This window comes from Mesorhizobium sp. M6A.T.Cr.TU.014.01.1.1 (assembly GCF_004022765.1).
GTDB classification, from domain to species: Bacteria; Pseudomonadota; Alphaproteobacteria; order Rhizobiales; family Rhizobiaceae; genus Mesorhizobium; species Mesorhizobium mediterraneum.
Window position 1 is genome coordinate 64,482 of record NZ_RZPG01000032.1, and the last position, 24,101, is coordinate 88,582.

Here is a 24,101-nt window from a genome sequence, read left to right on the forward strand (position 1 = left end):
CTTGCGACCCCCTGGCGCATGACCCCGGAAGCGATTCCGGCCAGATCATGCGGTTTCAAAGTGCTGGAGCGCCTTTTCGCGCCGAATCGGACGCAAGGCGCTCCGGATAAAAAAATCGGCAGGTCCCTGCCGTCAAACGAACCGGAGGGACGATCCCAGAACCGTCCGGCGCTACTGCGCCGCTCCCGTGTCGCCGTCCACCGGCGCATCGGTCTGACCTTCCACTTTGGCGGCGTCGGCCTTGGCAGCGCCGGCCTTGGCGGCTTCATCGGCAAGCTTCTTCTGGAGAGCCCGGTAGCGGGCGACGTTCTCGTTGTGCTCGGCGAGCGTTGCAGCAAAGACGTGACCGCCGGTGCCGTCGGCGACAAAATAAAGGTCGTCGGTCTTCGACGGGTTGGCCACCGCTTCCAGCGCCGCACGGCCGGGATTGGCGATCGGCGTCGGCGGCAGGCCATTGATCAGATAAGTGTTGTAGGGCGTCGGCTTCTTGATGTCCGACTGGTAGATCGGGCGGTCGGCGGGTTTGCCCTTGCCGCCGAACAGGCCGTAGATGATGGTCGGATCGGACTGCAGCCGCATGCCCTTGGCCAGCCGGTTGAGGAAGACGGCGGCGACCCGTGAACGTTCGTCGCCCTTGCCCGTCTCCTTCTCGACGATCGAAGCCAGGATGACGAAGTCATCGACATTGGCCAGAGGCAGATCGGGAGCGCGCCGCTGCCAGACGTCGTCGACCAGCTTCTTCTGATCCGCCAAAAGCTTGTCGACCATCTGCTGGCGTGTCGCGCCGCGAGTGAAACGCAACGTGTCGGTAGCAAGGCTGCCCTCGGGTGGAATGGTCGCCGGCATATCGCCGTCGAGCGCTGCCTGATCAGCGATGCGCTGCAGCGCCTGCTCCACGGTCAGTCCCTCGGGGACGGTCAGCGAATACATCACCGACTTGCCGCTCGTCAGCAGCTCCATGATGTCGCGCATGGAGGCCTGCGGCTTGATCTCGTATTCGCCGGCCTTCAGGGCAGAATCATTGCCAAACGCACGCACGCCAAGGCGGAAGATGCGCGCGTCGCTGATCAGTCCGCGCCGCTCGAGCTGCTCGGCAATTTCCTGGACGCCGGTGTTCGGCTTGACCAGGAAGGTGTCGGCATTGGCCGACGGGCCGGGCTCGTTGAATTCCTGCTTGCCGAAATACAATGCAAAGCCGGCCGCCAGAACCAACAGCATCACCAAGGAGATGACGAAATTCATGAACACGACGAACTGGCTGCGCGAAGCGCGCGAGCGCTTGGGCGGCGGTGTGCCGGCTTCAGGCCGCAATGCCTCGCTGGCCGTCTTCGGCACGATCGGACCCGACGGTGCGGACCGTTGCCCGAATTCCCCGTTGTCCGCCGAATTTGTGTTCATGGCGCCCTACCGTTTGATCTTGCAACGAATCCCCTTGGGCAGAGTAGGGGCGAATATGGCAAAATTGACGACACGCGCGAGCCGTGCCGGTCGGCGGACCGGTCAGCCATTGTAGCGCTGGAAGACCAGCGAGGCGTTGGTGCCGCCGAAGCCGAAGGAATTGGACAGCGCCACGTCGACCTGGCGGGCGCGCGGCTTGTGCGGCACCAGGTCGATCGCCGTTTCGCGCTCCGGGTTGTCGAGATTGATGGTGGCCGGCGCGATGTTGTCGCGAATGGCGAGGATTGAAAAGATCGCCTCGGCGGCGCCCGCCGCACCCAGAAGATGGCCTATCGACGACTTGGTCGACGACATCGATATTTTCGACGCGGCGTTGCCGACCAGCCGCTCGACGGCGCCGAGCTCGATCGTGTCTGCCATGGTCGAGGTGCCGTGCGCGTTGATGTAGTCGACGTCTGCGGGCGTCAGCTTGGCCCGGTTCAGCGCCGCTACCATGCAGCGGAAGGCGCCGTCGCCATCTTCGGCCGGCGCGGTGATATGATAGGCATCGCCGGTCAGGCCGTAACCGGTGACCTCGGCATAGATCTTGGCGCCGCGCGCCTTGGCATGCTCCAGCTCCTCCAGAATGACGACGCCGGCGCCCTCGCCCATGACGAAGCCGTCGCGGTCGCGATCATAGGGACGCGAGGCCGTTTCCGGAGCGTCGTTGCGGTCGGTGGACAGTGCACGGCAGGCAGCGAAACCGGCAATTGAAAGCCGCGTCACCGGCGCCTCGGCGCCGCCTGCGACCATTACGTCGGCATCGCCCCACATGATCAGCCGGGCGGCATCGCCGATGGCGTGCGCGCCGGTGGAGCAAGCGGTGACAACGGCGTGGTTAGGGCCTTTCAGCCCATGCCGGATCGAAACCTGGCCGGAGACGAGATTGATGATCTGGCCGGGGATGAAGAACGGGCTGATGCGGCGCGGGCCGCGCTCCTTCAGGATCATCGCGTTCTCGGCGATGCCTTCGATGCCACCGATGCCGGAGCCGATCAGCACGCCGGTGGCGCACTGCTCCTCATGCGTTTTCGGCGTCCACCCCGAATCCTTCAACGCCTCGTCGGCGGCCGCGATCCCGTAAAGGATGAAGTCGCCGATCTTGCGCAGTTCCTTCGGCTCGAGAACGGCCTCGGGATTGAAGGTGGCGTTATCACCGTTGCCGCGCGGAATGACGTGGGCGACCTTGCAGGCAAGATCCTCCACCTCGAACTCGGTGATGCGCTTGGCTGCGCTGCGGCCGGTCAGAAGCTTCTTCCAGCTATGCTCGAAGCCCATGCCGAACGGCGAAAGCAGCCCAAGGCCCGTGACGACGACACGCCTCATCGCAGGTCCTCCTCGGTGATGACTGCAAATAGCGTCAGGCCGAAGCCTTGTCGATGTACTTCACTGCATCGCCAACAGTCAGAATGGTTTCGGCCGCATCGTCGGGAATTTCGACGCCGAACTCTTCTTCGAACGCCATGACAAGTTCGACCGTGTCGAGGCTGTCCGCGCCCAGATCATCGATGAAGCTCGCCTGCTCCGTCACCTTATCGGCATCGACGCCAAGGTGCTCGATAACGATCTTCTTGACGCGCTCTGCGGTGTCACTCATTTGGGCATCCTCGTCTTTTGGTTGTCTGTCTTCGTTAGCGGGCAGAATGCCGCTAATCAAGCTGAAAGATGGTCCTGCCGGAAACGCAACGGCACCGGACCGGTTTTTGCCCGAACCGCCGGGTTGCGGGCCGCATTACACGAAAAACGCCGCGCGTCCAAGACGAAATGGTCTCTTTTCCAGTGTCGCAGTCGAGGCTTGCCCAATAACTCGCTCTGCCAAGACAAGCAGCGTTTTGTCGAGAGCCGGAGCGGAGCCGGCCTACAAGTCCAAGGGCCGCGGAAGCGCAGAAAACGGCGCTGGGCGACCGGCGAAAGCGCAGTTTGCGGGTCAGGCCAAATCAGATCGTGAGTTCATTCAATACAGTCGAATAGCGTGAGGCAATCTGTTCGGATACGAGGAGCGAACGCGAAGGAAAATTACTTCGCGAACAGTGTCCATGACAGGAGCAGGTCAAGGGCACGGACTGCTATCGCCGCCGCAGGCCTCGTCTTCGGTCCCGTCAACGTCACCCCCATTGCCCTGTTGACCCAGCGATTGATCATCGCCACTTGAAGCCGCACTTTCCGCCTCGGGGGCGTCGACCAACGCGCCGAGACCGTGGGGGCCAATATAGTTACCCTCCGTGTCGAAATTCGGTTCCCCGTTCCTATCGAATTGTGGCGTCGAATCTATCTCGCGCGTTGCCTCCGGGTCCGCTACACGTGCGGTATCGTGAGGATTATTGATGATTGTCAGTTCATTCTTTTGAATCATCACCTTCTGGTTGATCGTATTTCTCTTCACCACGATCAAAGGGCCGTAGCCGATAAAATTCCCCTGGTTGCTGTACCGCCTTGCACGTGGGTCCATGCCGCCGGCTTGCCCGTGGTGGTAGCCATGCTGGTCAGCGAAGACACCCCGGCAACCGCCGGTAACCCAGATATAACCTGTCTCTGGGTTGTATCCCCATGTGTTGTTCAGAATGCATGGGCGCGACGATTTCTGCATAACAAGCACAGGTGCAGCATACCTTGCCGCGCATTCCACATACCTATTCTTAACCGAACTGCAGTCTACAGTGTGAGGCGCTGCCGCAGCCGGCATGAGAGAGATGCCTGGGAAGACGACCAACGCCGCCGAGAAGAATGCCGATGGAAACTTTTTCACAAGGTGTTCCTCCTGAAATGGGAAGCGGCAACCGGACCCAGTTCGAGTCGTACATGTGGCACGGGCAGACGCACGGGGGCAAATGAACGATTTTTGTCGCCTGAAAAGCCCACGAGTTTTACCTGTCTCCAGTGAAATAAAGGCACCGATATTGTGTTCACCTAACGTCACTTGATGAAGGTCTTGCAACGAACTTGTGCCGGTCTATGCTGTTTTTCATGAACATGATCCGGAAGGCTGCGCTCAGCAGTACAAAGTCGCTCATCGCACTGGCGGCAATATCACTCGTTGTTTCCGGTTGCAGTTCAACGAATCCGCCGCCTTATGCAGGCTACCGTCAGCCAGTCGTGAGCTATTCAGCTCCGAAAGGTCCGACACAAGCCGAGTCGGGGTCTCGGCCACCCGCGTTCGACAAGAATGGCAACGCCAACTACGACGCCAATGGGAACTATATTGGTGGACATGGGGTTGGCACGCTCGTCGATAGTCCCGAGAATTCAGCGCCGGCGCCGACATCGCCGAGCGACCTTGTGCGCAAAGATCAAGCAGATATCGACGAATCGATGTGCAAATCGATGAAGGCCGCCGATCCGGATGCGGCCTGCTGACCGATTGTCGTCTTAAGGGGGTTAGATGCTGCGCTTCTTTTCTTATGTTTTGGTGCTAGGCCTTGGCGTAGTCGTAGGCGCATTGGGCGGCGGACTCATAGGCGAAGTCGGTGGCTCGGCGATCGGTGGAATCGGAGCGGTCTGCAGGACCATCGATACCGCGGTGGGCCAAAAGCTGATGACGCAAGAGCAGGCGAACACACTTGCAAGCTCCCTTGTCGCACAGCTTGGCCTCGACAAAGCCGATCTAAAAGCCGCAATGGCAAAGTTCGGTCCACCTGAGGAAAAGACTGCTTGCGCCATCGCTGCCGAGACGCTCTGACCGCCAGAAATGGAAATCGAAACGTTCAGTGAGCTGAATACTGTTCTTCGTGGGAAAAGAGGGGCAAAAGATGCGAAACTCGATTGCTGCAATCCTGCTTTTGATCGTCACCGCGATTTCGACAGCACTGCCGGTGCACGCAAAAGAAGTGAACCACCGATTGCCGAACGAGCATAAGGCCGGTCCTATCTTTAACGATGCGGACGCTCAGAAAAAGTGCCCTCAGGTGTGCGGAAATAGTTCCTGGTCCGGTCTGTGGCGGACTACCGTCTGGGGGACCATGTCGGTTTGTTCCTGTTCAAGAGGATCATCCGGTTCTTCTTTTCCCACCGGTCGTGAAACCTCCTGCAACGCGCCTTCGAACGAGGCTTGCGGGGGCTGTCAGGTTACCTGCCCGGCAGGTAAGCAGGCATCATGCATAGAGGGTGAGGTCCACGGCGAAACGTCGCCAGTTTGCTGGACGAACGCCAAATGTGAATGCAACTGACTTTTATCAAATCATCGCCATGCCGCCATTCACGTGGATGGTCTGGCCGGTGACATAGGCAGCTTCGTTGGAGGCGAGGTAGGCGACGGCGGAAGCGACTTCGGCGGTGGTGCCCATGCGCCGTGTCGGGATCGCCGCCATGATCGCCTCTTTCTGCTTGTCGTTGAGCTTGTCGGTCATCGCCGATTCGATGAAGCCCGGGGCGACGCAGTTGACGGTGATGTTGCGGGTGGCGATCTCCTGCGCCAGCGACTTGGAAAAGCCGATCATGCCGGCCTTGGAGGCGCAGTAATTGGTCTGGCCAGGATTGCCGGTGACGCCGACCACCGAGGTGATGTTGATGATGCGGCCGTGCCGGCGCCGCATCATCGGATGGGTGAGCTCGCGGGTCAGCCTGAACACGGCGGTCAGATTGACCTCGATCACGCTATCCCAGTCGGCGTCCGCCATGCGCACGAACAGCCCGTCCTTGGTAATGCCGGCGTTGTTGACGAGAATGTCGACGCCTTCGAGATCGGCCTCGGCCTTCTGGCCGAGCGCCTTGACCTCGTCGCGGTTGGAAAGGTTGGCCGGAAACAGCTTGACCCGGTCGCCGAGCTCGGCAGCCAGCGTCTCCAGCTTTTCGACGCGGGTGCCGTGCAGGCCAACGATGGCGCCCTGCGCATGCAGCACCCGGGCGATCGCCTCGCCTATCCCTCCCGATGCACCTGTGACGAGCGCCTTGCGGCCGGTCAATTCGAACATGTCTTGTCTCCTGATCTAAGAGAACACCCTTCACACGGGTGGGGTCAAATCGTGGTTCGGTTATGCGAACGCCGCCAATGCCGCCTCGACATCCGCCGCCGTGCCGACAGCGCCTGTGGCGATTTCGCGGTTGATGCGCCGCGCCAGTCCCGACAGCACCTTGCCGGCGCCCACCTCGTAGAGCGTCGCAACGCCATTCGCGCCGAACCACTCCACCGTTTCGCGCCAGCGCACGCGGCCGGTCACCTGTTCGACCAAGCGGCGGGCGATGGCGTCCGGATCGCTGGACGGGGTGACCGACACGTTGGAGACCACGGGCACGGAAGGCGCGTTCTTCGTCACCCCGGCCAGCGCCTCGCGCATGATCTCGGCCGCCGGTGTCATCAGCGCCGAATGGAAAGGCGCGGAGACCTGCAGCATCAGCGCCCGCTTGGCGCCCTTTTCCGTGCACAGCTTCGCCGCCAGTTCGACTGCCGCCCTGGCGCCGGAGATCACCAACTGGCCACCGCCATTGTCGTTGGCGATCTGGCAAACTGAACCTTTGGCCGCCTCAGCGCAGGCGGCTTCAACATCGGCCTGTTCCAGCCCGATGATCGCCGCCATGGCGCCTTCGCCGGCCGGCACTGCCGCCTGCATGGCATTGCCGCGGATACGCAAGAGCCGGGCTGCATCGGCGACCGACACGAAACCGGCGGCGGCAAGTGCCGAATATTCGCCGAGCGAATGGCCGGCGACATAGGCGACCTTGTCCTTCAGCGAGAATCCGCGCGATTCCAGCGCGTGGATTGCGGCAAGCGACACAGCCATCAGCGCCGGCTGGGCATTAGCGGTCAGCGTCAACGTCTCTTCCGGCCCTTCCCAGATCAGCTTCGACAGGTTTTCGCCGAGCGCGTCGTCGACCTCTTCGAAGATCTTCCGCGATTCCGGAAAAGCGTCGGCGAGGTCCTTGCCCATGCCGACGGCCTGACTGCCCTGTCCCGGAAAGGTAAATGCGACGGCCATCTGTGGCTCCCAAGCGGCTGATTTTTCCTGCCTGTGACGCAAGGCAGGCGGGCAAGTCAAGTCCGCCATCAGCCCAATCCGAGCCGCTCCGGCTCGGCATCGCTGGCCGAGTGCCTGTTCCAAAAGGCTTTTTGTCGATCACTCATGATGAAAATCGCTCACGATTCGTTTGCTGGCTCTTCTTATTTCAGCCACAGGCGCTAGCTTTTTGTGACATATCGATGACAGCTCAATGACGCTTTTGTGTATGGTCGGGGGAATTGTAAGTTGGCAAGGACGAGGAAAGGCGCCGGCAAGGCCGCGCCACAGTTTCTGGAAGGCGATCCGGCCACCGGCTATCTGCCGGGCCGGAAATGGCCCGTTATCCGCTATGGCCTCGTCAGCCTGCTCGCTGCCGCCATTCTGGTGTTTGCGGTCGAACTGATCGTGCGCGGCGACTTTGCCGGCACCGTCGCCTTCTTCCTGCAGCCGTTCAAGCCGGGCTGGACCACCATCATCATTTTCGCGTTGATCCTCATCGGTCTCGATGCCGTGCTCGGCCGCAGCCACCAGAGCCTGATGATCGTCGCGCCGCTGACGCTGGCGCTGGCCTTTGTCGGCCATCAGAAATCGCTCTATCTCGGCGATCCGCTCTATCCGACCGATTTCTTGTATTCACGCCAGATCGTGGCGCTGATGCCGCTTCTGGTGCGCGAACGCCCGGGGACCGCCATCGCTATGGCGGTCGGCATCGTTGGCGGCCTATCGCTGCTCGTCTATGGCTGGCGACTATGGCGCCGCCGGGTACCGGCGCTCAGCCGTAAGGGCCGCCTTGCCCGGCTGACATTGACAGTGCCGCTGCTCGCCTTCTTCGTCTCAATCATGGATTACGCGACCTTCTCGTGGACGCGTGACCGGTTGCAGATCATCCCGATCATGTGGGACCAGAAGGAAAACTACGCCTCCAACGGCTTCGCGCTCGCCTTCGCGCTCAACGTGCCGATGGCCCACGTCTCGGCGCCTGCGGGCTATTCCGACAAGTCGATCGCGGCAATCGACAGGCCTGACGTGACGGTCTCCGTACCGGCCGAGAAGCCCGACATCATCATCGTCATGAGCGAATCCTTCTGGGATCCGACCGAGTTGCCCGGCGTCACCATCACGCCCGATCCGATTCCCAATGTGCGGACGCTGCGCTCGGGCTCGATGTTCTCGCCCGAATTCGGCGGCATGACCGCCAATGTCGAGTTCGAGGCGCTGACCGGCTTTTCCAATGCCTTCCTGCCGGCCGGCAGCATCCCTTACCAGCAATATGTCCGCGCGCCGGTGCCGTCGATGGCCACGTTCCTGAAGAGCCAAGGCTATGAGACGCGCGCCATCCATCCGGGCACGAGCTGGTTCTGGAACCGCACGCCGGTCTATGCGGATTTCGGTTTCGACGACTTCAAGTCGGAGGAAAACCTGCCATATCTCGAAAAGCGCGGGCCGCTGGCCTCGGACGCGGCGATGACCGACGAGATCATCCGCGAGGCCGACGCCACCGACGATCCGTTCTTCTTCTTCGCCGTCAGCCTGCAGAACCACGGTCCCTATGAGCCGAATCGCTACTACAATCCGACCCACAAGGTGCAGGCGCCGACCAGCCAATGGGCGAAGGATTCACTGCTGAGCTTCACAGAGGGAGCATCCGACGCCGACAAGGGCCTCGAGCGCCTTGTCGAATGGGCGAAGAACCGCCAGCGGCCGACGGTCATCGCCTTCTTCGGCGACCATCTGCCGCCGCTCGGTCCGGTCTATGTCGAAACCGGCTTCCTCAAGGACAATGTCGCGCCGCGCAAAGAGTCGCCTGACCAGATGCTGCGGCATCACCAGACGCCGCTGATCGTATGGTCGAACCGCACCGGGCCGGCCGCGGAAATGGGCGCGGTAAGCCCCGCCTTCCTGCCCTACCATATCCTGACCACGGCCGGGATCAGCCACCCCTATTACACCGGCTTCCTCGGCCAGATGCGCGAGCATTACCGTGTCGTTGACCGCAATCTGCTGTTGACGCCGGCCGGCGAGGCCACGCCGGAGTGGGCGCGCAAGAAGAAAATCGACCCGGCCATTCGCGATTTCCGCCTGCTGCAATACGACATGATGTTCGGCAAGCGCCACGCAGCGCCCGATTTCTTCCCGGAAACGGTGAAGAAGCTGGTCCCGCATACAAGCTAAAGCTGCCGCGCGACATGTCGTCCTTGCTGCGGCGGATTTTCGGCTCGCCCTTGCCATCCAGCCGGATTCCTGTATAGACGCCCGCAATCTGCCGGTCCTTGCTGGGGGCTGAACGGAGGGCCGGAGGTTTTTCGAAACCTTCGTGTGGGGCCAGAAGCGCTTCCGCCTCCCGTGTCTCCGCTCTCGACCGTCTCGTCATGCTCCTTTCTTCCCCGCCTCCTTTAGGGATCGGCGGGTCAGAGAAGTTGCAGAGGCTTTTGCCGCCGGGAACCGGGAGAGAAACGAAGAAAGGCAAAAGAACAATATGGCTCTTTACGAACATGTGTTTCTTGCCCGGCAGGACCTCTCGCAGCAGCAGGTCGATGCGCTTGTCGAACAGTACAAGGGCGTCATCTCAGCTAATGGCGGGTCCGTCGGCCGGGTCGAGAACTGGGGACTGAAGTCCCTCACCTACCGGGTCAACAAGAACCGGAAGGCATACTATACGCTGATGGACATCACCTGCCCGCCGGCCGCGCTCAACGAGATGGAGCGCCAGATGGGCCTGTCCGAAGATGTGCTGCGTTTCCTCACCATCAAGGTCGATGCGCATGAGGAAGGCCCGTCGGCGATGATGCAGAAGCGCGAAGAGCGCTCGGAACGCGGTGGCTTCGGCGACCGTGACCGCGGCCCGCGCTCGTTCGGCGACCGCGATCGCGGCGACCGTGGCGATCGTCCGCCGCGCAGCTTCGGTGGCGACGCCGGTGCAGACCGTGGTCCGCGCCGTCCGCGCGAAGGTGTTGAAGGGGGTGCAGAATAATGGTCGACATCAACCAGATCCCGACCCGGCGCCCGTTCCATCGCCGCCGCAAGACCTGCCCGTTCTCCGGCGCCAACGCGCCCAAGATCGACTACAAGGACGTACGTCTTCTGCAGCGCTACATTTCCGAGCGCGGCAAGATCGTGCCGTCGCGCATCACCGCCGTCAGCCAGAAGAAGCAGCGCGAACTCGCCAAGGCGATCAAGCGCGCCCGCTTCCTTGGCCTGCTGCCCTACGTGGTTCGCTAACACTCTTTCAGCGGGCGGTTCGCCGCCCGCTTTTTCCCACGGCGACGGGCGCCGCGGGGTCTACCATCAAATCCCGGGTTGAGGTGAAGACCTCTAACTGCCGCGACAGGCAGGACAGCGACATTGGCGGCGACGCCCTCTGCTTCCTGACCTGTTCCAGACAATTCGGCGTCGATGCCAGTGATTTTGGCGCCCAAACGAAGGAACAAAACCATGGATGTCATTCTTCTCGAACGCGTTTCCCGCCTCGGCCAGATGGGCGATACCGTCAAGTGCAAGGACGGATTCGCCCGTAACTTCCTGCTGCCGCAGGGCAAGGCGCTGCGCGCCAACGAAGCCAACAAAAAGAAGTTCGAAGGCCAGCGCGCCCAGCTCGAAGCCCGTAACCTCGAGCGCAAGTCCGAGGCCACGCAGGTTTCGGAAAAGCTCGACGGCAAGAGCTTCATCGCCGTGCGTTCGGCCGGCGAAACCGGCCAGCTCTACGGCTCGGTGTCGACCCGCGACATCGCCGAGTTGCTGACGGCGGAAGGTTTTTCGGTCAACCGCAACCAGATCCTGCTCAACCAGCCGATCAAGACCATCGGTCTTACCAATGTGGCGATCGCGCTGCATCCGGAAGTCGAGGTCACCATCACGCTCAACATCGCCCGCACGGCCGACGAAGCCGAGCGCCAGGCCAAGGGCGAGATGCTGACCACCGCCGAAGCCATCTATGGCGAAGACATCAATGACAATGCGCGCCCTGACAACTTCTTCGACCCCAATGCCGAGTTCGAAGGCGGTGAAGACAACGGCTGATTGCACGTCACAGGGCGTCAGCGCGGCGCTCTAAACAATTTCGTCGGCTTCCAGTTATTTCTGGACCAATGCCCGGGCGCCTCGCCCGGGCATTTTTGTGCCAACAGGAACTTTTCGAAACCCTATATGTTGATGCAGAGTAGGACAGGCTGTCTGACCGAGAGGGGACATTTGGTCATGAATATTCTGCTGAAACGCGTTCTCGACCGCCTGGTGCGCACCGGCAATCTCAAAGTCACCGGACCGAAGGGCTTGTCGGTGATTTTCGGCGACGGCAGCGGCGAGCCGGTGCACATGCACATCAAGACCACGCATGCCGAGCGCGCCATTACCTTCGATCCGATGCTGGCGGTGCCGGAAGCCTATATGGACGGCGAACTCGACATACTCGAGGGCGGCGTGCTGGGGGTCATGCGCATCGCCTTCCAGAACATGGGTAGCGGCGGCATCGATGCCACCTGGTCGAAAGCGATCGAGGGCCTGCGCCACGCCTTCCGCCGCCTGCAGCAAATCAACACGGCGGCGCGCGCGCGCCGCAACGTGCAGCGCCACTACGATCTGTCGGGCGACCTGTACAGGCTCTTCCTCGACGAGGACATGCAGTATTCCTGCGCCTATTTCGAGCAGCCGGATATGACGCTCGATGAGGCGCAGGCTGCCAAGAAGCGCCACATTGCCGCCAAGCTCAGGCTGAAGGCCGGCCAAACCGTGCTCGACATCGGTTCCGGCTGGGGCGGGCTCGGTCTCTATCTCGCCAAGTCCTTCGACGTGGACGTGCAAGGTGTGACGTTGTCGACCGAACAGCATGGCGTCGCCACCGACCGGGCCCATGCGCAAGGTCTGGAAAACCGCGTGCATTTCGAATTGAGGGATTATCGCGAGCTCAACGAGCGCTTCGACCGCATCGTATCGGTCGGCATGTTCGAGCATGTCGGCGTCAACCACTACCGCACCTTCTTCGACAAATCGGCGACGCTCTTGAAGCCGGACGGCGTCATGCTGCTGCACACGATCGGCCGCTCCGGCGTGCCGTGGGCAACCAGCGCCTTCATCCGCAAGTATATCTTCCCGGGCGGCTACATCCCTGCGCTATCGGAGGTGATGCCGGCGATCGAGAAGTCGGGCCTCGTCGTCACCGACATCGAAATCCTGCGGCTGCATTATGCCGATACGCTGAAGCACTGGGGCCAGCGCTTCGCTGCCAATCGCGACAAGGCCAAGGCGATTTACGACGAGCGCTTCTGCCGCATGTGGGAGTTCTATCTGGCGGCCTCTGAAGCCGCCTTCCGCTGGCAGGACCTGGTGATCTTCCAGATCCAGATTGCGAAGAAGAACGATACCTTGCCGATGACGCGCGACTACATGGCCAAATGCGAGAAGGCGCTGGACATGCGCGACATGGGGCATCGCCCAAAAGCCCCTGCCGCCAAGCCCGCGCGCCGCCGCAAGGTGGCGGATACGGAATAGACTTCCGGCGATCTCGCCATTGCCGCTTGCCATTGCCGGCCCGCACGCTGAAAAAGGTCTCGCCATCGCCGCGAGACCTTTTTTCATGACCTATCTCATCTATATCGTTGCTGCCCTTGCCGAGATCGCCGGCTGCTTTTCGGCGTGGGCGTGGTGGCGGCTGGAAAAGTCGCCGCTGTGGCTGGCTCCAGGCCTGGCCTCACTCGCTTTGTTCGCATTCCTGCTGGCGCTGGTAGACATCAGTGCGGCGGGCCGCGCCTATGCCGCCTATGGCGGCATTTACATTGCCGCCTCGCTCGGATGGTTGTGGCTGGTGGAAGGCGTGCGTCCCGACCGTTGGGATATTGCCGGGTCCGCGCTCTGCATCGTCGGCGCCTCGGTCATCCTGCTCGCGCCTCGGGGGGCGTGAGCTATGGAACTGCCTATCCCGCTTCGGCAGGGCGTCGAGCGGCTCCTCGAAAAAGTGCCGCTGCCGACGTTGAAGCAGACGGCAAAGACGCTATCGGACCGCTACCGCGCCGAGTTGCGCGACGGCCGCCTGCACATGGCCGAGGAGATGGCGGTCAAGGCCTATCTGGCGACGCGGCTGCCGGCGACCTACGCCGCCGTCCGTGCCAGCCTTGATGCGGTCAGCGAGGCACGGCCCGACTATGCGCCGAAAACCCTGCTCGATGTCGGCGCTGGCCCTGGCACGGTGCTTTGGGCCGCGCTCGATCTCTGGCCCGACCTCGAGCAGGCGGTGCTGATCGAGGCGAGCGCCGCGGTGCGCCGGATCGGCGAGGCGCTTGCCACTGAGGCGATGACGGCCAGGATCGCCTGGCTGGCCGGCGATGTCACCATCGACCTTGCCGACCTCAAGCCGGCCGAGCTGGTCACCTGCGCCTATGTGCTGGACGAGATCGCGCCGGCATCGCTGCCAAAACTCATCGACCGGCTCTGGCACCTGACCGACGACACGCTGCTGGTCGTCGAGCCGGGCACGCCGGCCGGATGGCAGCGCATCCTTGCCGTGCGCCGGCACCTGATCGAGGCGGGCGCGCATGTGCTTGCGCCTTGCCCGCATGAGGCGCCCTGCCCGCTCGCGGCGCCCGACTGGTGCCATTTTTCGCGCCGTGTCGCGCGCTCGCGCCTGCACCGGCTGGCCAAGGACGCCGACGTGCCGTGGGAGGACGAGAAATTCATCTACGTCGCCGCCTCCCGCCATCCGGCCGTCCACCCCCCGCAGGCGCGGGTGATAGCACCGCCGAAACCCGGCTCCGGCAAGGTCCTGCTGAAACTTTGCGAAAAGGACGGAAACGCCGGCGAGAGACTTTTCACCAAGCGCGACGGCGATGTTTTCAGGCTGGCCCGGCGGTTGGACTGGGGCGATTCGGCAGACGAATGAAGATGCAGCCTCACTTCACTTCCGGCGCATCTTCTGTGCATCTCTCTGACGCATTTCGTTCTTGATTTGTTCAAGGCGACGCGTAGAATCGCCACCTTGTCGAGTCAACCCGAATCAGAGCGCGGGAATACTGTCCTGTGGACGGTTTGTCGTTCCTGTGAACAGTGGGCATCAAAGCCGGTTGGACAGGCACTGTTGCAGATAAGTCAGCATGGATTTGTCCCATTCTGATATCGAGAAGCCGGGATCGGAACCGGGGACATCATGGCAGAAGCAGCGCGAAAATTCGGCGTGGCGGAAACACCGCTCTATCGGGAGGCGCCGAACAACATTGAAGCCGAGCAGGCGCTACTCGGCGCCATCCTGGTCAACAACGATGCCTTCTACCGCGTCTCGGACTTCCTGAAATCCGGTCATTTCTACGAGCCGCTGCACAGAAAAATCTTCGAGGTCGCCGCCGAGCTCATTCGCATGGGCAAGGTAGCGACGCCGATCACGCTGAAGACCTTCCTGCCGGCCGACGAGAAGGTCGGGGACATGACGGTTGCGCAATATGTCGTGCGGCTGGCTGTCGAGGCGGTCACCGTCGTCAACGCCGCCGACTACGGCCGCGCCATCTACGATCTCGCCACGCGGCGCGCTCTGATCACCGTCGGCGAAGACATGGTCAACATCGCCTACGATGCGCCGGTCGACATGTCGCCGTCCGAGCAGATCGAGGATGCCGAGCGGCGCCTGTTCGAGCTGGCCGAGACCGGTCGCTACGATGGCGGCTTCGAGAGCTTCACCGACGCGGTTAAAACCGCCGTCGACATGGCCAACGCCGCCTATATGCGAGACGGACATCTGTCGGGCGTCGCCACCGGCCTGCGCGATCTCGACCGCCGCATGGGCGGCCTGCAGCCGTCCGATCTGATCATCATCGCCGGCCGCCCCGGCATGGGCAAGACCTCGCTCGCCACCAACATGGCCTTCAACATCGCTGAGGCCTATGTGCCGGCGCAACAGGCCGACGGCTCGTTCAAGGCGGCCAATGGCGGTGTCGTCGGTTTCTTCTCACTCGAAATGTCGTCGGAACAGCTCGCCACCCGCATCATTTCCGAGCAGACCGAAATCCCGTCGTCAAAAATCCGCCGCGGCGAGATCAGCGAGATGGACTTCGAAAAGCTGGTCGCCTGCTCGCAGACCATGCAGAAGATCCCGCTATTCATCGACCAGACCGGCGGCATCTCGATCGCCCAGCTGTCGGCGCGCGCGCGACGGCTGAAGCGCCAGCGCGGCCTCGACGTCATCGTCATCGACTATATCCAGCTGATGCAAGGATCGAGCGCGAAATCCTCGCAGAACCGCGTGCAGGAAATCACCGAGATCACCACTGGCCTGAAGGCGCTGGCCAAAGAACTTGCCGTGCCGATCATCGCGCTGTCGCAGCTGTCGCGCCAAGTCGAAAGCCGCGACGACAAGCGCCCGCAGCTCTCGGATCTGCGCGAATCGGGCTCGATCGAGCAGGACGCCGACGTGGTGATGTTCGTCTACCGCGAGGAATACTATCTGAAGAACCGCGAGCCGAAGCCCGGCACAGACGAATACATCAAATGGGAAAACGAGATGAACGAGATGCGCGGCAAGGCCGAGGTCATCGTTGCCAAGCAGCGCCACGGACCGACCGGATCAGTCAGCCTCGCCTTCCAGGGCGAGTTCACCCGCTTCTCCGACCTCGCCGAGGAGCATCATATTGCGGAGAGGTTTGAGTAGCTTTTGACCAACGTCGCACCAAAGATGCGGGACAGCAGCGCTCTACGGCGCCCCCCTCTGTCCTGCCGGACATCTCCCCCACGAGGGGGGAGATTGGCTGTCGTCTACGCCAGCCCTCTTTTCTGCAACGCCGAAAGTTGGCGAAGCCCGAAGCGCAATCCGGGCTCCCCCCTCGTGGGGGAGATGTCCGGCAGGACAGAGGGGGGCGCGAAGGATCACGGCGCTCGCCAATTGGCGGGAAGGTAGCAGTTTGGCCAAATCGCGCATCCAGTTCATCTGCCAGAATTGCGGTTCGGTGCATCAGCGCTGGGCCGGCAAATGCGATGCCTGCGGCGAGTGGAACACGCTGGTCGAGGAAGGCACGTCCGGCGGCATCGGCTCGGGTCCGGCCAACACCCGCAATGCCCGCAAGGGCCGCGCCGTGGTGCTCACGACTTTGTCCGGCGACATCGAGGACGCGCCGCGCATCGTCTCCGGCATCGGCGAGCTCGACCGCGCCACTGGCGGCGGTTTCGTGCGCGGCTCGGCCCTTCTGGTCGGCGGCGATCCCGGCATCGGCAAGTCGACGCTACTCACCCAGGCGGCCGCGGCACTCGCGGCAAAGGGCCACCGCATCGTCTATGTCTCAGGCGAAGAGGCCGTCGCCCAGATCAGGCTGCGCGCGCAGCGGCTCGGCGTCGCCGACACTCCGGTGGAGCTTGCCGCCGAAACCAATGTCGAGGACATCCTCGCCACCATCGCCGACGGCAAGCGGCCGGATCTGGTGATTCTGGATTCGATCCAGACCTTGTGGACCGACATGGCCGATTCGGCTCCCGGCACCGTGACCCAGGTGCGCGCCGCCGCCCAGGCGATGATCCGCTATGCGAAATCCACAGGGGCGGCGATCGTGCTTGTCGGCCACGTCACCAAGGAAGGCCAGATCGCCGGGCCGCGCGTCGTCGAGCATATGGTCGACGCGGTGCTTTATTTCGAGGGCGAAGGCGGCCACCACTATCGCATCCTGCGCACGGTCAAGAACCGCTTCGGACCGACCGACGAGATCGGCGTCTTCGAAATGTCTGATATGGGCCTGCGCGAGGTCGCCAATCCGTCCGAGCTTTTTCTCGGCGAACGCCATGCGAAAGCGCCGGGCGCTGCGGTTTTCGCCGGCATGGAGGGAACCCGCCCGGTGCTGGTCGAGATCCAGGCGCTGGTGGCGCCGTCGTCGCTGGGCACGCCACGCCGCGCCGTCGTCGGCTGGGACGGCGCCCGGCTGTCGATGATCCTCGCGGTTCTCGAAGCCCATTGCGGGGTCCGCTTCGGGACCCACGACGTCTATCTCAATGTTGCCGGCGGCTACCGTATCTCGGAGCCGGCCGCCGATCTGGCGGTGGCGGCCGCACTGGTTTCCTCGCTCACCGGTCTTGCCCTTCCGGCCGATTGCGTCTATTTCGGCGAAATCAGCCTTTCGGGCGCCGTAAGGCCGGTTGCGCATGCGCAGCAGCGCCTGAAGGAAGCCGAAAAGCTGGGTTTTGGAAGCGCGGTTCTGCCCTTGGGCAGCGAGGAACTTGCCGGGGGGATAGGGGCCGGCGCTTTCCAGCCCACCGAGCTTGCCGATCTCGTGGCGCGCATAGCCGGCTCACGGCGCAGCCGCGCCGACGAGCAAGAATGACGCGGCTCATGAAGTGGGGCAAAAGACATGCCGATTACGCTGCTTGACGGAATTCTCGTCGGCTTCACCTTGGTCTCGGCGATGCTCGCCATGGTTCGCGGCTTTTCGCGCGAAATCCTCTCGGTCATCTCCTGGATAGTGGCGGCAGCGGCGGCGTTCTTCTTCTACAAACCGGTCCTGCCTTACGTTCAGCCCTATGTCGACAATGAGAAGATTGCCATGGTGGCCGCCGCCGGCATCGTCTTCATCATCGCGCTGATCGTCGTTTCCGTCATCACCATGAAACTCGCCGACTGGATCATCGATTCCAGGATCGGCGCGCTCGACCGCACGCTCGGTTTCCTCTACGGCGCGGCGCGCGGCATTCTGGTCGTTGCGGTGGCCCTGCTGTTCTTCAACTGGCTGGCCGGTCCCAAGGCTCCGGGCTGGGTCGCCAACGCCAAGTCGCGGCCGCTGCTCGAATCGCTCGGCGCCAAGCTCGAAAGCCTGCTGCCCGAGGACCCGGAAAACGCGATCCTCAACAGGCTCAATCCTAGCCAGCCGGCACCCGAGACCGGCGCCGAGACGCCACCGGCGGCGGATGCACCGGCAGCGGACGCGCCGGCAACCGGCGACGATGCTCCGGCGCTCGATGGCAGCGAGACCGACGCGCCACCGGCCGACAATGCACCGGCCAATCCGGCGCCGGCAAACTGACGATCATGTGAAAAGCCGCAAACTCTACGTTGCTCTCGAGCAGTCATCACACTATATAGCGACTTTAGCGGAGCTGAAGATGGCAGACGCAGACGACGTGCTTTCCGCCGAAGCTGACGATCATTTCCACGACGAATGCGGTGTGTTCGGTATTTTTGGCCGGCAGGATGCCGCAGCTATCGTCACACTTGGCCTGCATGCGTTGCAGCATCGCGGCCAGGAAGCGGCCGGTATCGTTTCCTATGATGGCACCCAGTTCCACGTCGAACATCATGTCGGCCTGATCGGCGACACCTTCACCAAGCAGCGCGTCATCGACAGCCTGCAGGGCAACCGCGCTATCGGCCACACGCGCTACGCCACCACGGGCGGTGCTGGCCAGCGCAACATCCAGCCGTTTTTCGCCGAACTCGCCGATGGCGGCTTCGCTGTCGCCCACAACGGCAACCTCACCAACGCCATGACCGTGCAGCGCGCGCTGCAGAAACAGGGCGCGATCTTCTCGTCGACCTCCGACACCGAGACGCTGCTGCATCTGGTTGCCACCAGCAGGGAACGCGATCTCAACTCGCGCTTCATCGATGCGGTGCGCCAGGTCGAAGGCGCCTTCTCGCTGGTGGCGATGACGGCAAAGAAGATGATCGGCTGCCGCGATCCGCTCGGCATCCGGCCGCTGGTGCTCGGCGATCTCGACGGCGCCTGGATCCTGGCTTCCGAAACCTGCGCGCTCGATATCATCGGTGCGCGTTTCGTGCGCGACCTGAAGCCCGGCGAGATGGTTGTCGTCACCACCAAGGGCATCGAGAGCCTGTTTCCCTTCGAACCGCAGAAGACCCGCTTCTGTATCTTCGAATATGTCTATTTCGCGCGTCCGGATTCGTCGGTCGAAGGCCGCAACGTCTACGAGGTGCGCAAGCGCATCGGCGCCGAGCTGGCGCTCGAAAGCCCGGTCGAGGCCGATATCGTCGTGCCGGTGCCGGACAGCGGCACCCCGGCGGCGATCGGCTTTTCGCAAGCCGCGGGCATCCCGTTCGAGCTCGGCATCATCCGCAATCACTATGTCGGCCGCACCTTCATCCAGCCTGGCGATTCGATCCGCCACATGGGCGTCAAGCTCAAGCACAACGCCAACCGCCGCATGATCGAGGGCAAGCGCGTGGTGCTGGTCGACGATTCGATCGTGCGTGGCACCACCAGCCAGAAGATCGTGCAGATGGTGCGCGATGCCGGCGCCAAGGAAGTGCACATGCGCATCGCCTCGCCGCCAACACGCGCCTCCTGCTTCTACGGCGTCGACACGCCGGAGAAGTCGAAGCTCTTGGCATCACGCATGTCGGTGGAAGAGATGGCCGAGTTCATCCGCGTCGATTCGCTCGGATTCCTGTCGATCGACGGGCTCTACCGCGCCGTCGGCGAGGCCGGCCGCGACAACGAGCAGCCGCAATTCTGCGACGCCTGCTTCACCGGGCAATATCCGACCCGGCTTGCCGACTTCGAAGGTTCGGACAATGTGCGCACGCTGTCGCTCTTGGCGGCGGGCGGGTCGTAGGGTTGCCGGACCACCATTTGCCTTCCCCAGTTTACCCCCCTCTGTCCTGCCGGACATCTCCCCCTCAAGGGGGGAGATCGGCTGAACTATCGACTTTCGCCAATCGCGACGGTCGCAAAACGGGCGCTGAGCCGGATGAGGGCCAATCTCCCCCCTTGAGGGGGAGATGTCCGGCAGGACAGAGGGGGGTGTTTTCACGCCTACTCACGGAGGCTCTCGCATGATCCCCGCCCCTGCCCTCGATCTTTCCGGCCGTGTCGCGGTCGTCACCGGCGCCTCGCGCGGCATCGGCTACTTCATCGCCCTGGAGCTTGCCGCTGCCGGAGCGCATGTCATCGCGGTTGCCCGCACCGTCGGCGGACTGGAGGAACTCGACGATCAGATCAAGGCGGCGGGCGGACAAGCCACGCTTGTGCCGCTCGACCTCGCCGACATGGCCGGCATCGACCGGCTGGGCGGTGCCATCCACGAACGCTGGGGCAAGCTCGACGTTCTCGTCGCCAATGCCGGGGTGCTCGGCGTGATCTCGCCGATCGGCCATGTCGAGGCCAAGACCTTCGAGAAGGTGATGACCATCAACGTCACCTCGACATGGCGGCTGATCCGCTCGGTCGACCCGCTGCTCAGGCTCTCCGATGCCGGTCGCGCCATCGTGCTTTCCTCCAACGCCGCCCATTCGGCGCGGGCCTTCTGGGCGCCCTATGCGGCGTCGAAGGCGGCGGTCGAGACCATGATGCGTTCCTGGGCGCATGAGACGGAAAACTTGGCCCTCAGGGTCAATGCCGCCGACCCCGGCGCCACCCGCACCGCCATGCGGGCGCAGGCGGTGCCCGGCGAGGATCCGGGAACGCTGCCGCGTCCCTCGGAGATCGCCAAACGCATCGTGCCGCTGGCCAGCCCTGCGCTTAGGGAAACCGGGCTGATCTTCCAGGCCAAGCACAACCGTTTTGTCGCCTACCGGCAGCCGGAGTAGACGCACCGCGTATTTTGGCGGAAGAATTGCGCCGCCACCGACGTTGTTGGAATGCCTAGTTTTCGCAAAACGGAGGACCACCATGCGCAGACTGCTTCTCGTCACCGCCGCCGCATCGCTTGCAGCCGTCGGCGTCGCATCCTCACAGGATACGACAATGAGCTTCTTCGTCACCAGCGTCGGCTCGGGCAAGGGCGCCGATCTCGGCGGCCTGGCGGGCGCCGATGCGCATTGCGGGTCGCTGGCTGAAGCCGCCGGCGTGACCGGCAAGACATGGCGCGCCTATCTCTCGACCAGCGACACCGATGCGCGCGATCGCATCGGCAAGGGACCGTGGTTCAACGCCAAGGGCGACAAGATCGCCGACGATGTCGCGTCGCTGCACAGTGATGCCAACGCCATCACCAAGCAGACGGCGCTCGACGAAAAGGGCAACGTGGTCAACGGCCGCGGCGACAAGCCCAACCGGCACGACGTGCTGACCGGCTCCAAGCCCGACGGCACGAAAATCGCCGACCAGACCTGCGGCGACTGGACGCTCAGCGGAGCAGAAGGTGCGGCAATGACGGGCCATCACGATCGCGCCGGTCTCGACGATTCGGCCGCCGCCAAATCGTGGAATTCCTCGCACGCTTCACGCGGCGGCTGCAGTCAGGAGGCGCTGAAGAGCACCGGCGGCGACGGCCTGTTCTACTGCTTTGCCGCGAACTGAGCTGTTCAAACAAACGTCGAACCTCACGCCGTGATGCCGTGGCGAACCACCGCGCCAGCCGCGCTTTCGTCGACCGCGCGGAGTTGATAGGATCGCCCGAATCCCACAACAAACGAGGAATTTCCCATGGCGGCTTCGAGCGTAGCGTTGGTCTGGTATCTGGTGATTGCCGGCCCGCAAGGCGGCATGGTGGTGCTGCCCAGCACGTTCGACACCCGCGAACAATGCACCTCCGCCGTCACCGAATATCAGAAGCAGCCGACGCCGGCCGGCTGGTCGGTGCAGTGCGTGCCGAGCGCCTCGCCCTTCGCCGACGAGGGCGAAAGTGAATAGCCGGCGGCGCGCGTTTCAGCGGCGCGCGCTTACCGTCAGCTCCGGCTTGGCATTGATGGTCTGGAACACCACGCAGTAGCGTTCGGTCAATTTGAGCAGAGTGTCGATGCGCTCTTGTGGCTCGTCGGTGTCGAGGATGAAATTCAGCCGGATGGCGCGGAAGCCGACCGGCGCATCTCTTGCCACACCTAAGGTGCCGCGAAAATCGAGATCGCCTTCGGCCTCCACCGTGGCGGCTCCGAGTTTGAACTCCAGCGCCGTCGCCACCGCCTTAAGCGTCACGCCGGCGCAAGCGACCAGCGCCTCCAACAGCATGTCGCCCGAGCACAGTTCGAGCCCCGAACCGCCGGTAGCCGGATGGAGACCGGCAACGGCCAGCGCCCGGCCCGTCTCAACTTTGCAGGCGATCGACTGGTCGTCGATCGAGCCCCTGGCCCTGAGCGTGACCAGCGCGCTCGACGCGTCGTCGCGATAGGCGTCCTTGAGCGGCGCCTGCATGGCCTTCAATCCGGTGGCATCCATGTCCAACCCTTTTCGACAGTCATCTTCATCGCTCGTCACGATACTCGAATAGGCTCTACGGCCTAAACCTCGATTTCACGACATTTGGATCAGAGTGACAAGCTGTCCGGATATTGGTGCGTCATTAGACCGGGTGCCTTTTCATGCGACCTGGGGCCGCCACGCGATGACGCCATCCGTCCGAGCCCGCTGAGTCTGGCGTCCGGCGCCATTGAGCGCACCAGTTCCCCGGCGGTTGGCGCCTCGCCTCGAGCGAGGTCGTCCGTAGTCTGCCGATCTTCTCTATCACGCCGGAAAGCTGGCGCAGCCGGCCTTCCAGTATTGTCTGGTGCGCGGCCAAGGCCCGGCTCCATGCCCCGGGAGCGCCCTTCAACCGCATCGGCCGGACGGGATACCCGAGCCGCCAGGCCCTGCCCCAACGCTAGCTCGCCGCTGGCGCAGCGCCGCGCAGGGTTCCACCCGTGTAGCGTACGCTGAAACCCTGATCGTCGCGGCCGGCCTGCTGATCATCGGCAACGAACATTTCCTCAAGCGACTGTAGGATGCGGCACCCCCTGCTGACAGTACGGTGTCAGGACAAGGCAGCATAGTCTGGTGACATGACGGGATCCCTAAGCATGCCAGCCACCACCGAAACCGCCGCCGAGCGCACCCTTGGCATCATCCTGGTTTCGGCGTCGGCGGCCGTCTTTGGCCTCACCGGAGTGTTGACCAAGTCGATCCATGCCGACCCGCTGACCATCACGTGCTGGCGCGGCTTCGTCGGCTCGATCCTGATCACCCTCTATGTGCTGTGGCGCCGCCGCCGCTCCGGCAGGCGTGAAAGCCTGCGCCTCGGCTGGCGCGGCTGGCTGCTGGCGATCGAGGGTGCGCTGGCCAGCATCGCCTTCATCTCAGCGTTCAAATTCACCTTCGTCGCCAATGTCGCGATCATCTACGCCACCGCACCCTTCGTCACCGCGCTGCTTGCCTTCGTGCTGGTTCGTGAGCGCTTCCGCCTGCAAACGCTTGCCGCCGCCACCGTATCGCTCGGCGGTGTGGCGATCATGGTGTGGTCCGGCTTCGGCACCGGCAATCTGTTCGGTGACGGGCTGGCGCTACTGATGACGGTCGGCGCCGCGCTCTACATGATCATGGTGCGCGCCTTCCGTGACACGCCTGTGGTGTGGGCCGGTGCGGTATCGGCATTCCTCCTGTTCGTGCTCGGCTGGTTCGTCACCGACCCGCTAGCCGTCTCAACCAGAGACGCAGTGCTGCTCGTCGCCTTCGGCGCGTCTTTCGCGCTGGCCTCGATCCTGTGGACGGAGGGCGCGCGGCTCATTCCAGCGGCCGAATCCGGCCTGCTGGGTTCGGCTGAAGTGCCGTTCGCGATCCTGTTCGCCTTCCTGTTCCTGGCCGAGATCCCGCCGGCCGCCAGCATGATCGGCGGCGCCATCGTGCTCTGCGCGGTGTTCGCCCATGCCGGGCGCGACTGGCAAGCGGCGAGGCAGCGCTCTGCCCGGGAAAGTCTGCCTCTGAAATAAATTTGCAAAATCGTGGAACCATCATCGGGTTCAAGCATTGTTGGGTTTGACGGGCCACCCCCAAGTCCCCCCAAACCCCTCGGCCCGTCTCACCTCCAGCCGACCGGAAGGCCGGCTTTTTTTTTCCAGGTCAGCTTGGTGGGCCCGCC

The 24,101-nt window shown here is 63.1% G+C and carries 25 protein-coding genes; 18 read left to right on the plus strand and 7 right to left on the minus strand.

Going from position 1 to position 24,101, the window contains the following annotated elements:
- Positions 1 to 171 precede the first annotated feature (171 nt).
- The 4 genes from mltG to EN885_RS28310 all read right to left on the minus strand — a co-directional run bounded on the left by mltG (position 172) and on the right by EN885_RS28310 (position 4,183).
- Positions 172 to 1,398, minus strand: a complete 1,227-nt coding sequence (mltG, locus tag EN885_RS28295; RefSeq protein WP_128243662.1) for an endolytic transglycosylase MltG — start codon at positions 1,396 to 1,398, stop codon at positions 172 to 174.
- A 102-nt stretch (positions 1,399 to 1,500) separates the two neighbouring features.
- Positions 1,501 to 2,763 carry a beta-ketoacyl-ACP synthase II gene (gene fabF, locus EN885_RS28300; protein WP_095483199.1) on the minus strand — a complete coding sequence of 421 codons (1,263 nt, stop codon included), beginning with the start codon at positions 2,761 to 2,763 and terminating at the stop codon, positions 1,501 to 1,503.
- 34 nt (positions 2,764 to 2,797) lie between these two features.
- A complete protein-coding gene (locus EN885_RS28305) occupies positions 2,798 to 3,034 on the minus strand; it encodes an acyl carrier protein (RefSeq protein ID WP_006203723.1) in 237 nt (78 codons plus the stop codon).
- A 453-nt stretch (positions 3,035 to 3,487) separates the two neighbouring features.
- Positions 3,488 to 4,183 (minus strand): DUF3011 domain-containing protein, encoded by a 696-nt coding sequence (locus EN885_RS28310; protein WP_128243661.1) that lies wholly within the window; start codon positions 4,181 to 4,183, stop codon positions 3,488 to 3,490.
- Positions 4,184 to 4,389: 206 nt separating this feature from the next.
- Between EN885_RS28310 and EN885_RS28315 the strand changes: the two genes are divergently transcribed.
- Genes EN885_RS28315 through EN885_RS34355 form a run of 3 tightly spaced genes read left to right on the plus strand, consistent with a single transcriptional unit; the run spans position 4,390 to position 5,290 of the window.
- On the plus strand, positions 4,390 to 4,791 hold the full coding sequence (locus EN885_RS28315; protein WP_128243660.1) for a hypothetical protein: 402 nt from the start codon (positions 4,390 to 4,392) through the stop codon (positions 4,789 to 4,791).
- 25 nt (positions 4,792 to 4,816) lie between these two features.
- On the plus strand, positions 4,817 to 5,113 hold the full coding sequence (locus EN885_RS28320; protein ID WP_095483195.1) for a hypothetical protein: 297 nt from the start codon (positions 4,817 to 4,819) through the stop codon (positions 5,111 to 5,113).
- 9 nt (positions 5,114 to 5,122) lie between these two features.
- Positions 5,123 to 5,290: a hypothetical protein gene (locus EN885_RS34355; RefSeq protein WP_245493160.1), complete on the plus strand. Its 168-nt coding sequence runs from the start codon at positions 5,123 to 5,125 to the stop codon at positions 5,288 to 5,290.
- 316 nt (positions 5,291 to 5,606) lie between these two features.
- On the opposite strand, the gene fabG is transcribed toward EN885_RS34355, so the two are convergent.
- Complete coding sequence (gene fabG / locus EN885_RS28330; RefSeq protein ID WP_128243659.1) at positions 5,607 to 6,344, minus strand: 3-oxoacyl-[acyl-carrier-protein] reductase; 738 nt, start codon at positions 6,342 to 6,344, stop codon at positions 5,607 to 5,609.
- A 60-nt stretch (positions 6,345 to 6,404) separates the two neighbouring features.
- A complete protein-coding gene (gene fabD, locus EN885_RS28335; RefSeq protein ID WP_127205924.1) occupies positions 6,405 to 7,346 on the minus strand; it encodes an ACP S-malonyltransferase in 942 nt (313 codons plus the stop codon).
- A gap of 267 nt (positions 7,347 to 7,613) precedes the next feature.
- Here fabD and EN885_RS28340 point away from each other — a divergent pair, with 267 nt between their 5' ends.
- From EN885_RS28340 to EN885_RS28415, 14 genes are all read left to right on the plus strand, one after another.
- Complete coding sequence (locus tag EN885_RS28340; protein WP_126107139.1) at positions 7,614 to 9,539, plus strand: LTA synthase family protein; 1,926 nt, start codon at positions 7,614 to 7,616, stop codon at positions 9,537 to 9,539.
- Positions 9,540 to 9,843: 304 nt separating this feature from the next.
- Positions 9,844 to 10,338: a 30S ribosomal protein S6 gene (rpsF, locus tag EN885_RS28345; protein ID WP_029354402.1), complete on the plus strand. Its 495-nt coding sequence runs from the start codon at positions 9,844 to 9,846 to the stop codon at positions 10,336 to 10,338.
- Positions 10,338 to 10,586, plus strand: a complete 249-nt coding sequence (gene rpsR / locus EN885_RS28350; protein WP_006203718.1) for a 30S ribosomal protein S18 — start codon at positions 10,338 to 10,340, stop codon at positions 10,584 to 10,586. Before rpsF ends, rpsR begins: the two co-directional genes overlap by 1 nt.
- Positions 10,587 to 10,799: 213 nt before the next feature.
- On the plus strand, positions 10,800 to 11,384 hold the full coding sequence (rplI, locus tag EN885_RS28355) for a 50S ribosomal protein L9 (protein WP_128243658.1): 585 nt from the start codon (positions 10,800 to 10,802) through the stop codon (positions 11,382 to 11,384).
- 177 nt (positions 11,385 to 11,561) lie between these two features.
- The gene (locus EN885_RS28360; protein ID WP_128243657.1) at positions 11,562 to 12,851 is read left to right on the plus strand and encodes a cyclopropane-fatty-acyl-phospholipid synthase family protein; all 1,290 of its coding nucleotides are present in this window, start codon (positions 11,562 to 11,564) and stop codon (positions 12,849 to 12,851) included.
- A gap of 85 nt (positions 12,852 to 12,936) precedes the next feature.
- On the plus strand, positions 12,937 to 13,260 hold the full coding sequence (locus EN885_RS28365; RefSeq protein WP_095483296.1) for a YnfA family protein: 324 nt from the start codon (positions 12,937 to 12,939) through the stop codon (positions 13,258 to 13,260).
- Positions 13,261 to 13,263: 3 nt separating this feature from the next.
- Positions 13,264 to 14,235, plus strand: a complete 972-nt coding sequence (locus EN885_RS28370; protein WP_128243656.1) for a small ribosomal subunit Rsm22 family protein — start codon at positions 13,264 to 13,266, stop codon at positions 14,233 to 14,235.
- Positions 14,236 to 14,499: 264 nt separating this feature from the next.
- Complete coding sequence (locus tag EN885_RS28375; protein ID WP_095483188.1) at positions 14,500 to 15,990, plus strand: replicative DNA helicase; 1,491 nt, start codon at positions 14,500 to 14,502, stop codon at positions 15,988 to 15,990.
- A 250-nt stretch (positions 15,991 to 16,240) separates the two neighbouring features.
- Positions 16,241 to 17,644 (plus strand): DNA repair protein RadA, encoded by a 1,404-nt coding sequence (radA, locus tag EN885_RS28385; protein ID WP_127205922.1) that lies wholly within the window; start codon positions 16,241 to 16,243, stop codon positions 17,642 to 17,644.
- 27 nt (positions 17,645 to 17,671) lie between these two features.
- Positions 17,672 to 18,340: a CvpA family protein gene (locus EN885_RS28390; protein ID WP_095483186.1), complete on the plus strand. Its 669-nt coding sequence runs from the start codon at positions 17,672 to 17,674 to the stop codon at positions 18,338 to 18,340.
- A 79-nt stretch (positions 18,341 to 18,419) separates the two neighbouring features.
- The gene (gene purF, locus EN885_RS28395) at positions 18,420 to 19,889 is read left to right on the plus strand and encodes an amidophosphoribosyltransferase (protein WP_126107143.1); all 1,470 of its coding nucleotides are present in this window, start codon (positions 18,420 to 18,422) and stop codon (positions 19,887 to 19,889) included.
- A 220-nt stretch (positions 19,890 to 20,109) separates the two neighbouring features.
- A complete protein-coding gene (locus EN885_RS28405) occupies positions 20,110 to 20,862 on the plus strand; it encodes an SDR family NAD(P)-dependent oxidoreductase (protein ID WP_128335239.1) in 753 nt (250 codons plus the stop codon).
- An 82-nt stretch (positions 20,863 to 20,944) separates the two neighbouring features.
- Positions 20,945 to 21,574, plus strand: a complete 630-nt coding sequence (locus EN885_RS28410; RefSeq protein WP_095483184.1) for a hypothetical protein — start codon at positions 20,945 to 20,947, stop codon at positions 21,572 to 21,574.
- 126 nt (positions 21,575 to 21,700) lie between these two features.
- Positions 21,701 to 21,907 (plus strand): hypothetical protein, encoded by a 207-nt coding sequence (locus EN885_RS28415; RefSeq protein WP_095483183.1) that lies wholly within the window; start codon positions 21,701 to 21,703, stop codon positions 21,905 to 21,907.
- Positions 21,908 to 21,922: 15 nt separating this feature from the next.
- Here the strand turns inward: EN885_RS28415 and EN885_RS28420 are convergent, their stop codons facing one another.
- Positions 21,923 to 22,429 (minus strand): OsmC family protein, encoded by a 507-nt coding sequence (locus EN885_RS28420; protein WP_095483182.1) that lies wholly within the window; start codon positions 22,427 to 22,429, stop codon positions 21,923 to 21,925.
- 617 nt (positions 22,430 to 23,046) lie between these two features.
- Between EN885_RS28420 and EN885_RS28430 the strand changes: the two genes are divergently transcribed.
- Complete coding sequence (locus EN885_RS28430; protein WP_095483181.1) at positions 23,047 to 23,952, plus strand: DMT family transporter; 906 nt, start codon at positions 23,047 to 23,049, stop codon at positions 23,950 to 23,952.
- The last annotated feature ends 149 nt before the right edge of the window (positions 23,953 to 24,101 follow it).

Bases quoted from the DNA above. Each gene is read 5' to 3' on its own strand.
- EN885_RS28415 (WP_095483183.1), top strand. From the start codon at position 21,701: ATGGCGGCTTCGAGCGTAGCGTTGGTCTGGTATCTGGTGATTGCCGGC.
- EN885_RS28420 (WP_095483182.1), bottom strand. From the start codon at position 22,429: ATGGATGCCACCGGATTGAAGGCCATGCAGGCGCCGCTCAAGGACGCC.
- EN885_RS28320 (WP_095483195.1), top strand. From the start codon at position 4,817: ATGCTGCGCTTCTTTTCTTATGTTTTGGTGCTAGGCCTTGGCGTAGTC.
- EN885_RS28375 (WP_095483188.1), top strand. From the start codon at position 14,500: ATGGCAGAAGCAGCGCGAAAATTCGGCGTGGCGGAAACACCGCTCTAT.
- purF (WP_126107143.1), top strand. From the start codon at position 18,420: ATGGCAGACGCAGACGACGTGCTTTCCGCCGAAGCTGACGATCATTTC.
- EN885_RS28410 (WP_095483184.1), top strand. From the start codon at position 20,945: ATGCGCAGACTGCTTCTCGTCACCGCCGCCGCATCGCTTGCAGCCGTC.
- mltG (WP_128243662.1), bottom strand. From the start codon at position 1,398: ATGAACACAAATTCGGCGGACAACGGGGAATTCGGGCAACGGTCCGCA.
- fabF (WP_095483199.1), bottom strand. From the start codon at position 2,763: ATGAGGCGTGTCGTCGTCACGGGCCTTGGGCTGCTTTCGCCGTTCGGC.
- EN885_RS28365 (WP_095483296.1), top strand. From the start codon at position 12,937: ATGACCTATCTCATCTATATCGTTGCTGCCCTTGCCGAGATCGCCGGC.
- fabD (WP_127205924.1), bottom strand. From the start codon at position 7,346: ATGGCCGTCGCATTTACCTTTCCGGGACAGGGCAGTCAGGCCGTCGGC.
- rpsR (WP_006203718.1), top strand. From the start codon at position 10,338: ATGGTCGACATCAACCAGATCCCGACCCGGCGCCCGTTCCATCGCCGC.
- rpsF (WP_029354402.1), top strand. From the start codon at position 9,844: ATGGCTCTTTACGAACATGTGTTTCTTGCCCGGCAGGACCTCTCGCAG.
- EN885_RS28405 (WP_128335239.1), top strand. From the start codon at position 20,110: ATGATCCCCGCCCCTGCCCTCGATCTTTCCGGCCGTGTCGCGGTCGTC.
- EN885_RS28370 (WP_128243656.1), top strand. From the start codon at position 13,264: ATGGAACTGCCTATCCCGCTTCGGCAGGGCGTCGAGCGGCTCCTCGAA.
- EN885_RS28315 (WP_128243660.1), top strand. From the start codon at position 4,390: ATGCTGTTTTTCATGAACATGATCCGGAAGGCTGCGCTCAGCAGTACA.
- EN885_RS28360 (WP_128243657.1), top strand. From the start codon at position 11,562: ATGAATATTCTGCTGAAACGCGTTCTCGACCGCCTGGTGCGCACCGGC.
- EN885_RS28430 (WP_095483181.1), top strand. From the start codon at position 23,047: ATGCCAGCCACCACCGAAACCGCCGCCGAGCGCACCCTTGGCATCATC.
- EN885_RS34355 (WP_245493160.1), top strand. From the start codon at position 5,123: ATGGAAATCGAAACGTTCAGTGAGCTGAATACTGTTCTTCGTGGGAAA.
- rplI (WP_128243658.1), top strand. From the start codon at position 10,800: ATGGATGTCATTCTTCTCGAACGCGTTTCCCGCCTCGGCCAGATGGGC.
- fabG (WP_128243659.1), bottom strand. From the start codon at position 6,344: ATGTTCGAATTGACCGGCCGCAAGGCGCTCGTCACAGGTGCATCGGGA.
- EN885_RS28390 (WP_095483186.1), top strand. From the start codon at position 17,672: ATGCCGATTACGCTGCTTGACGGAATTCTCGTCGGCTTCACCTTGGTC.
- EN885_RS28305 (WP_006203723.1), bottom strand. From the start codon at position 3,034: ATGAGTGACACCGCAGAGCGCGTCAAGAAGATCGTTATCGAGCACCTT.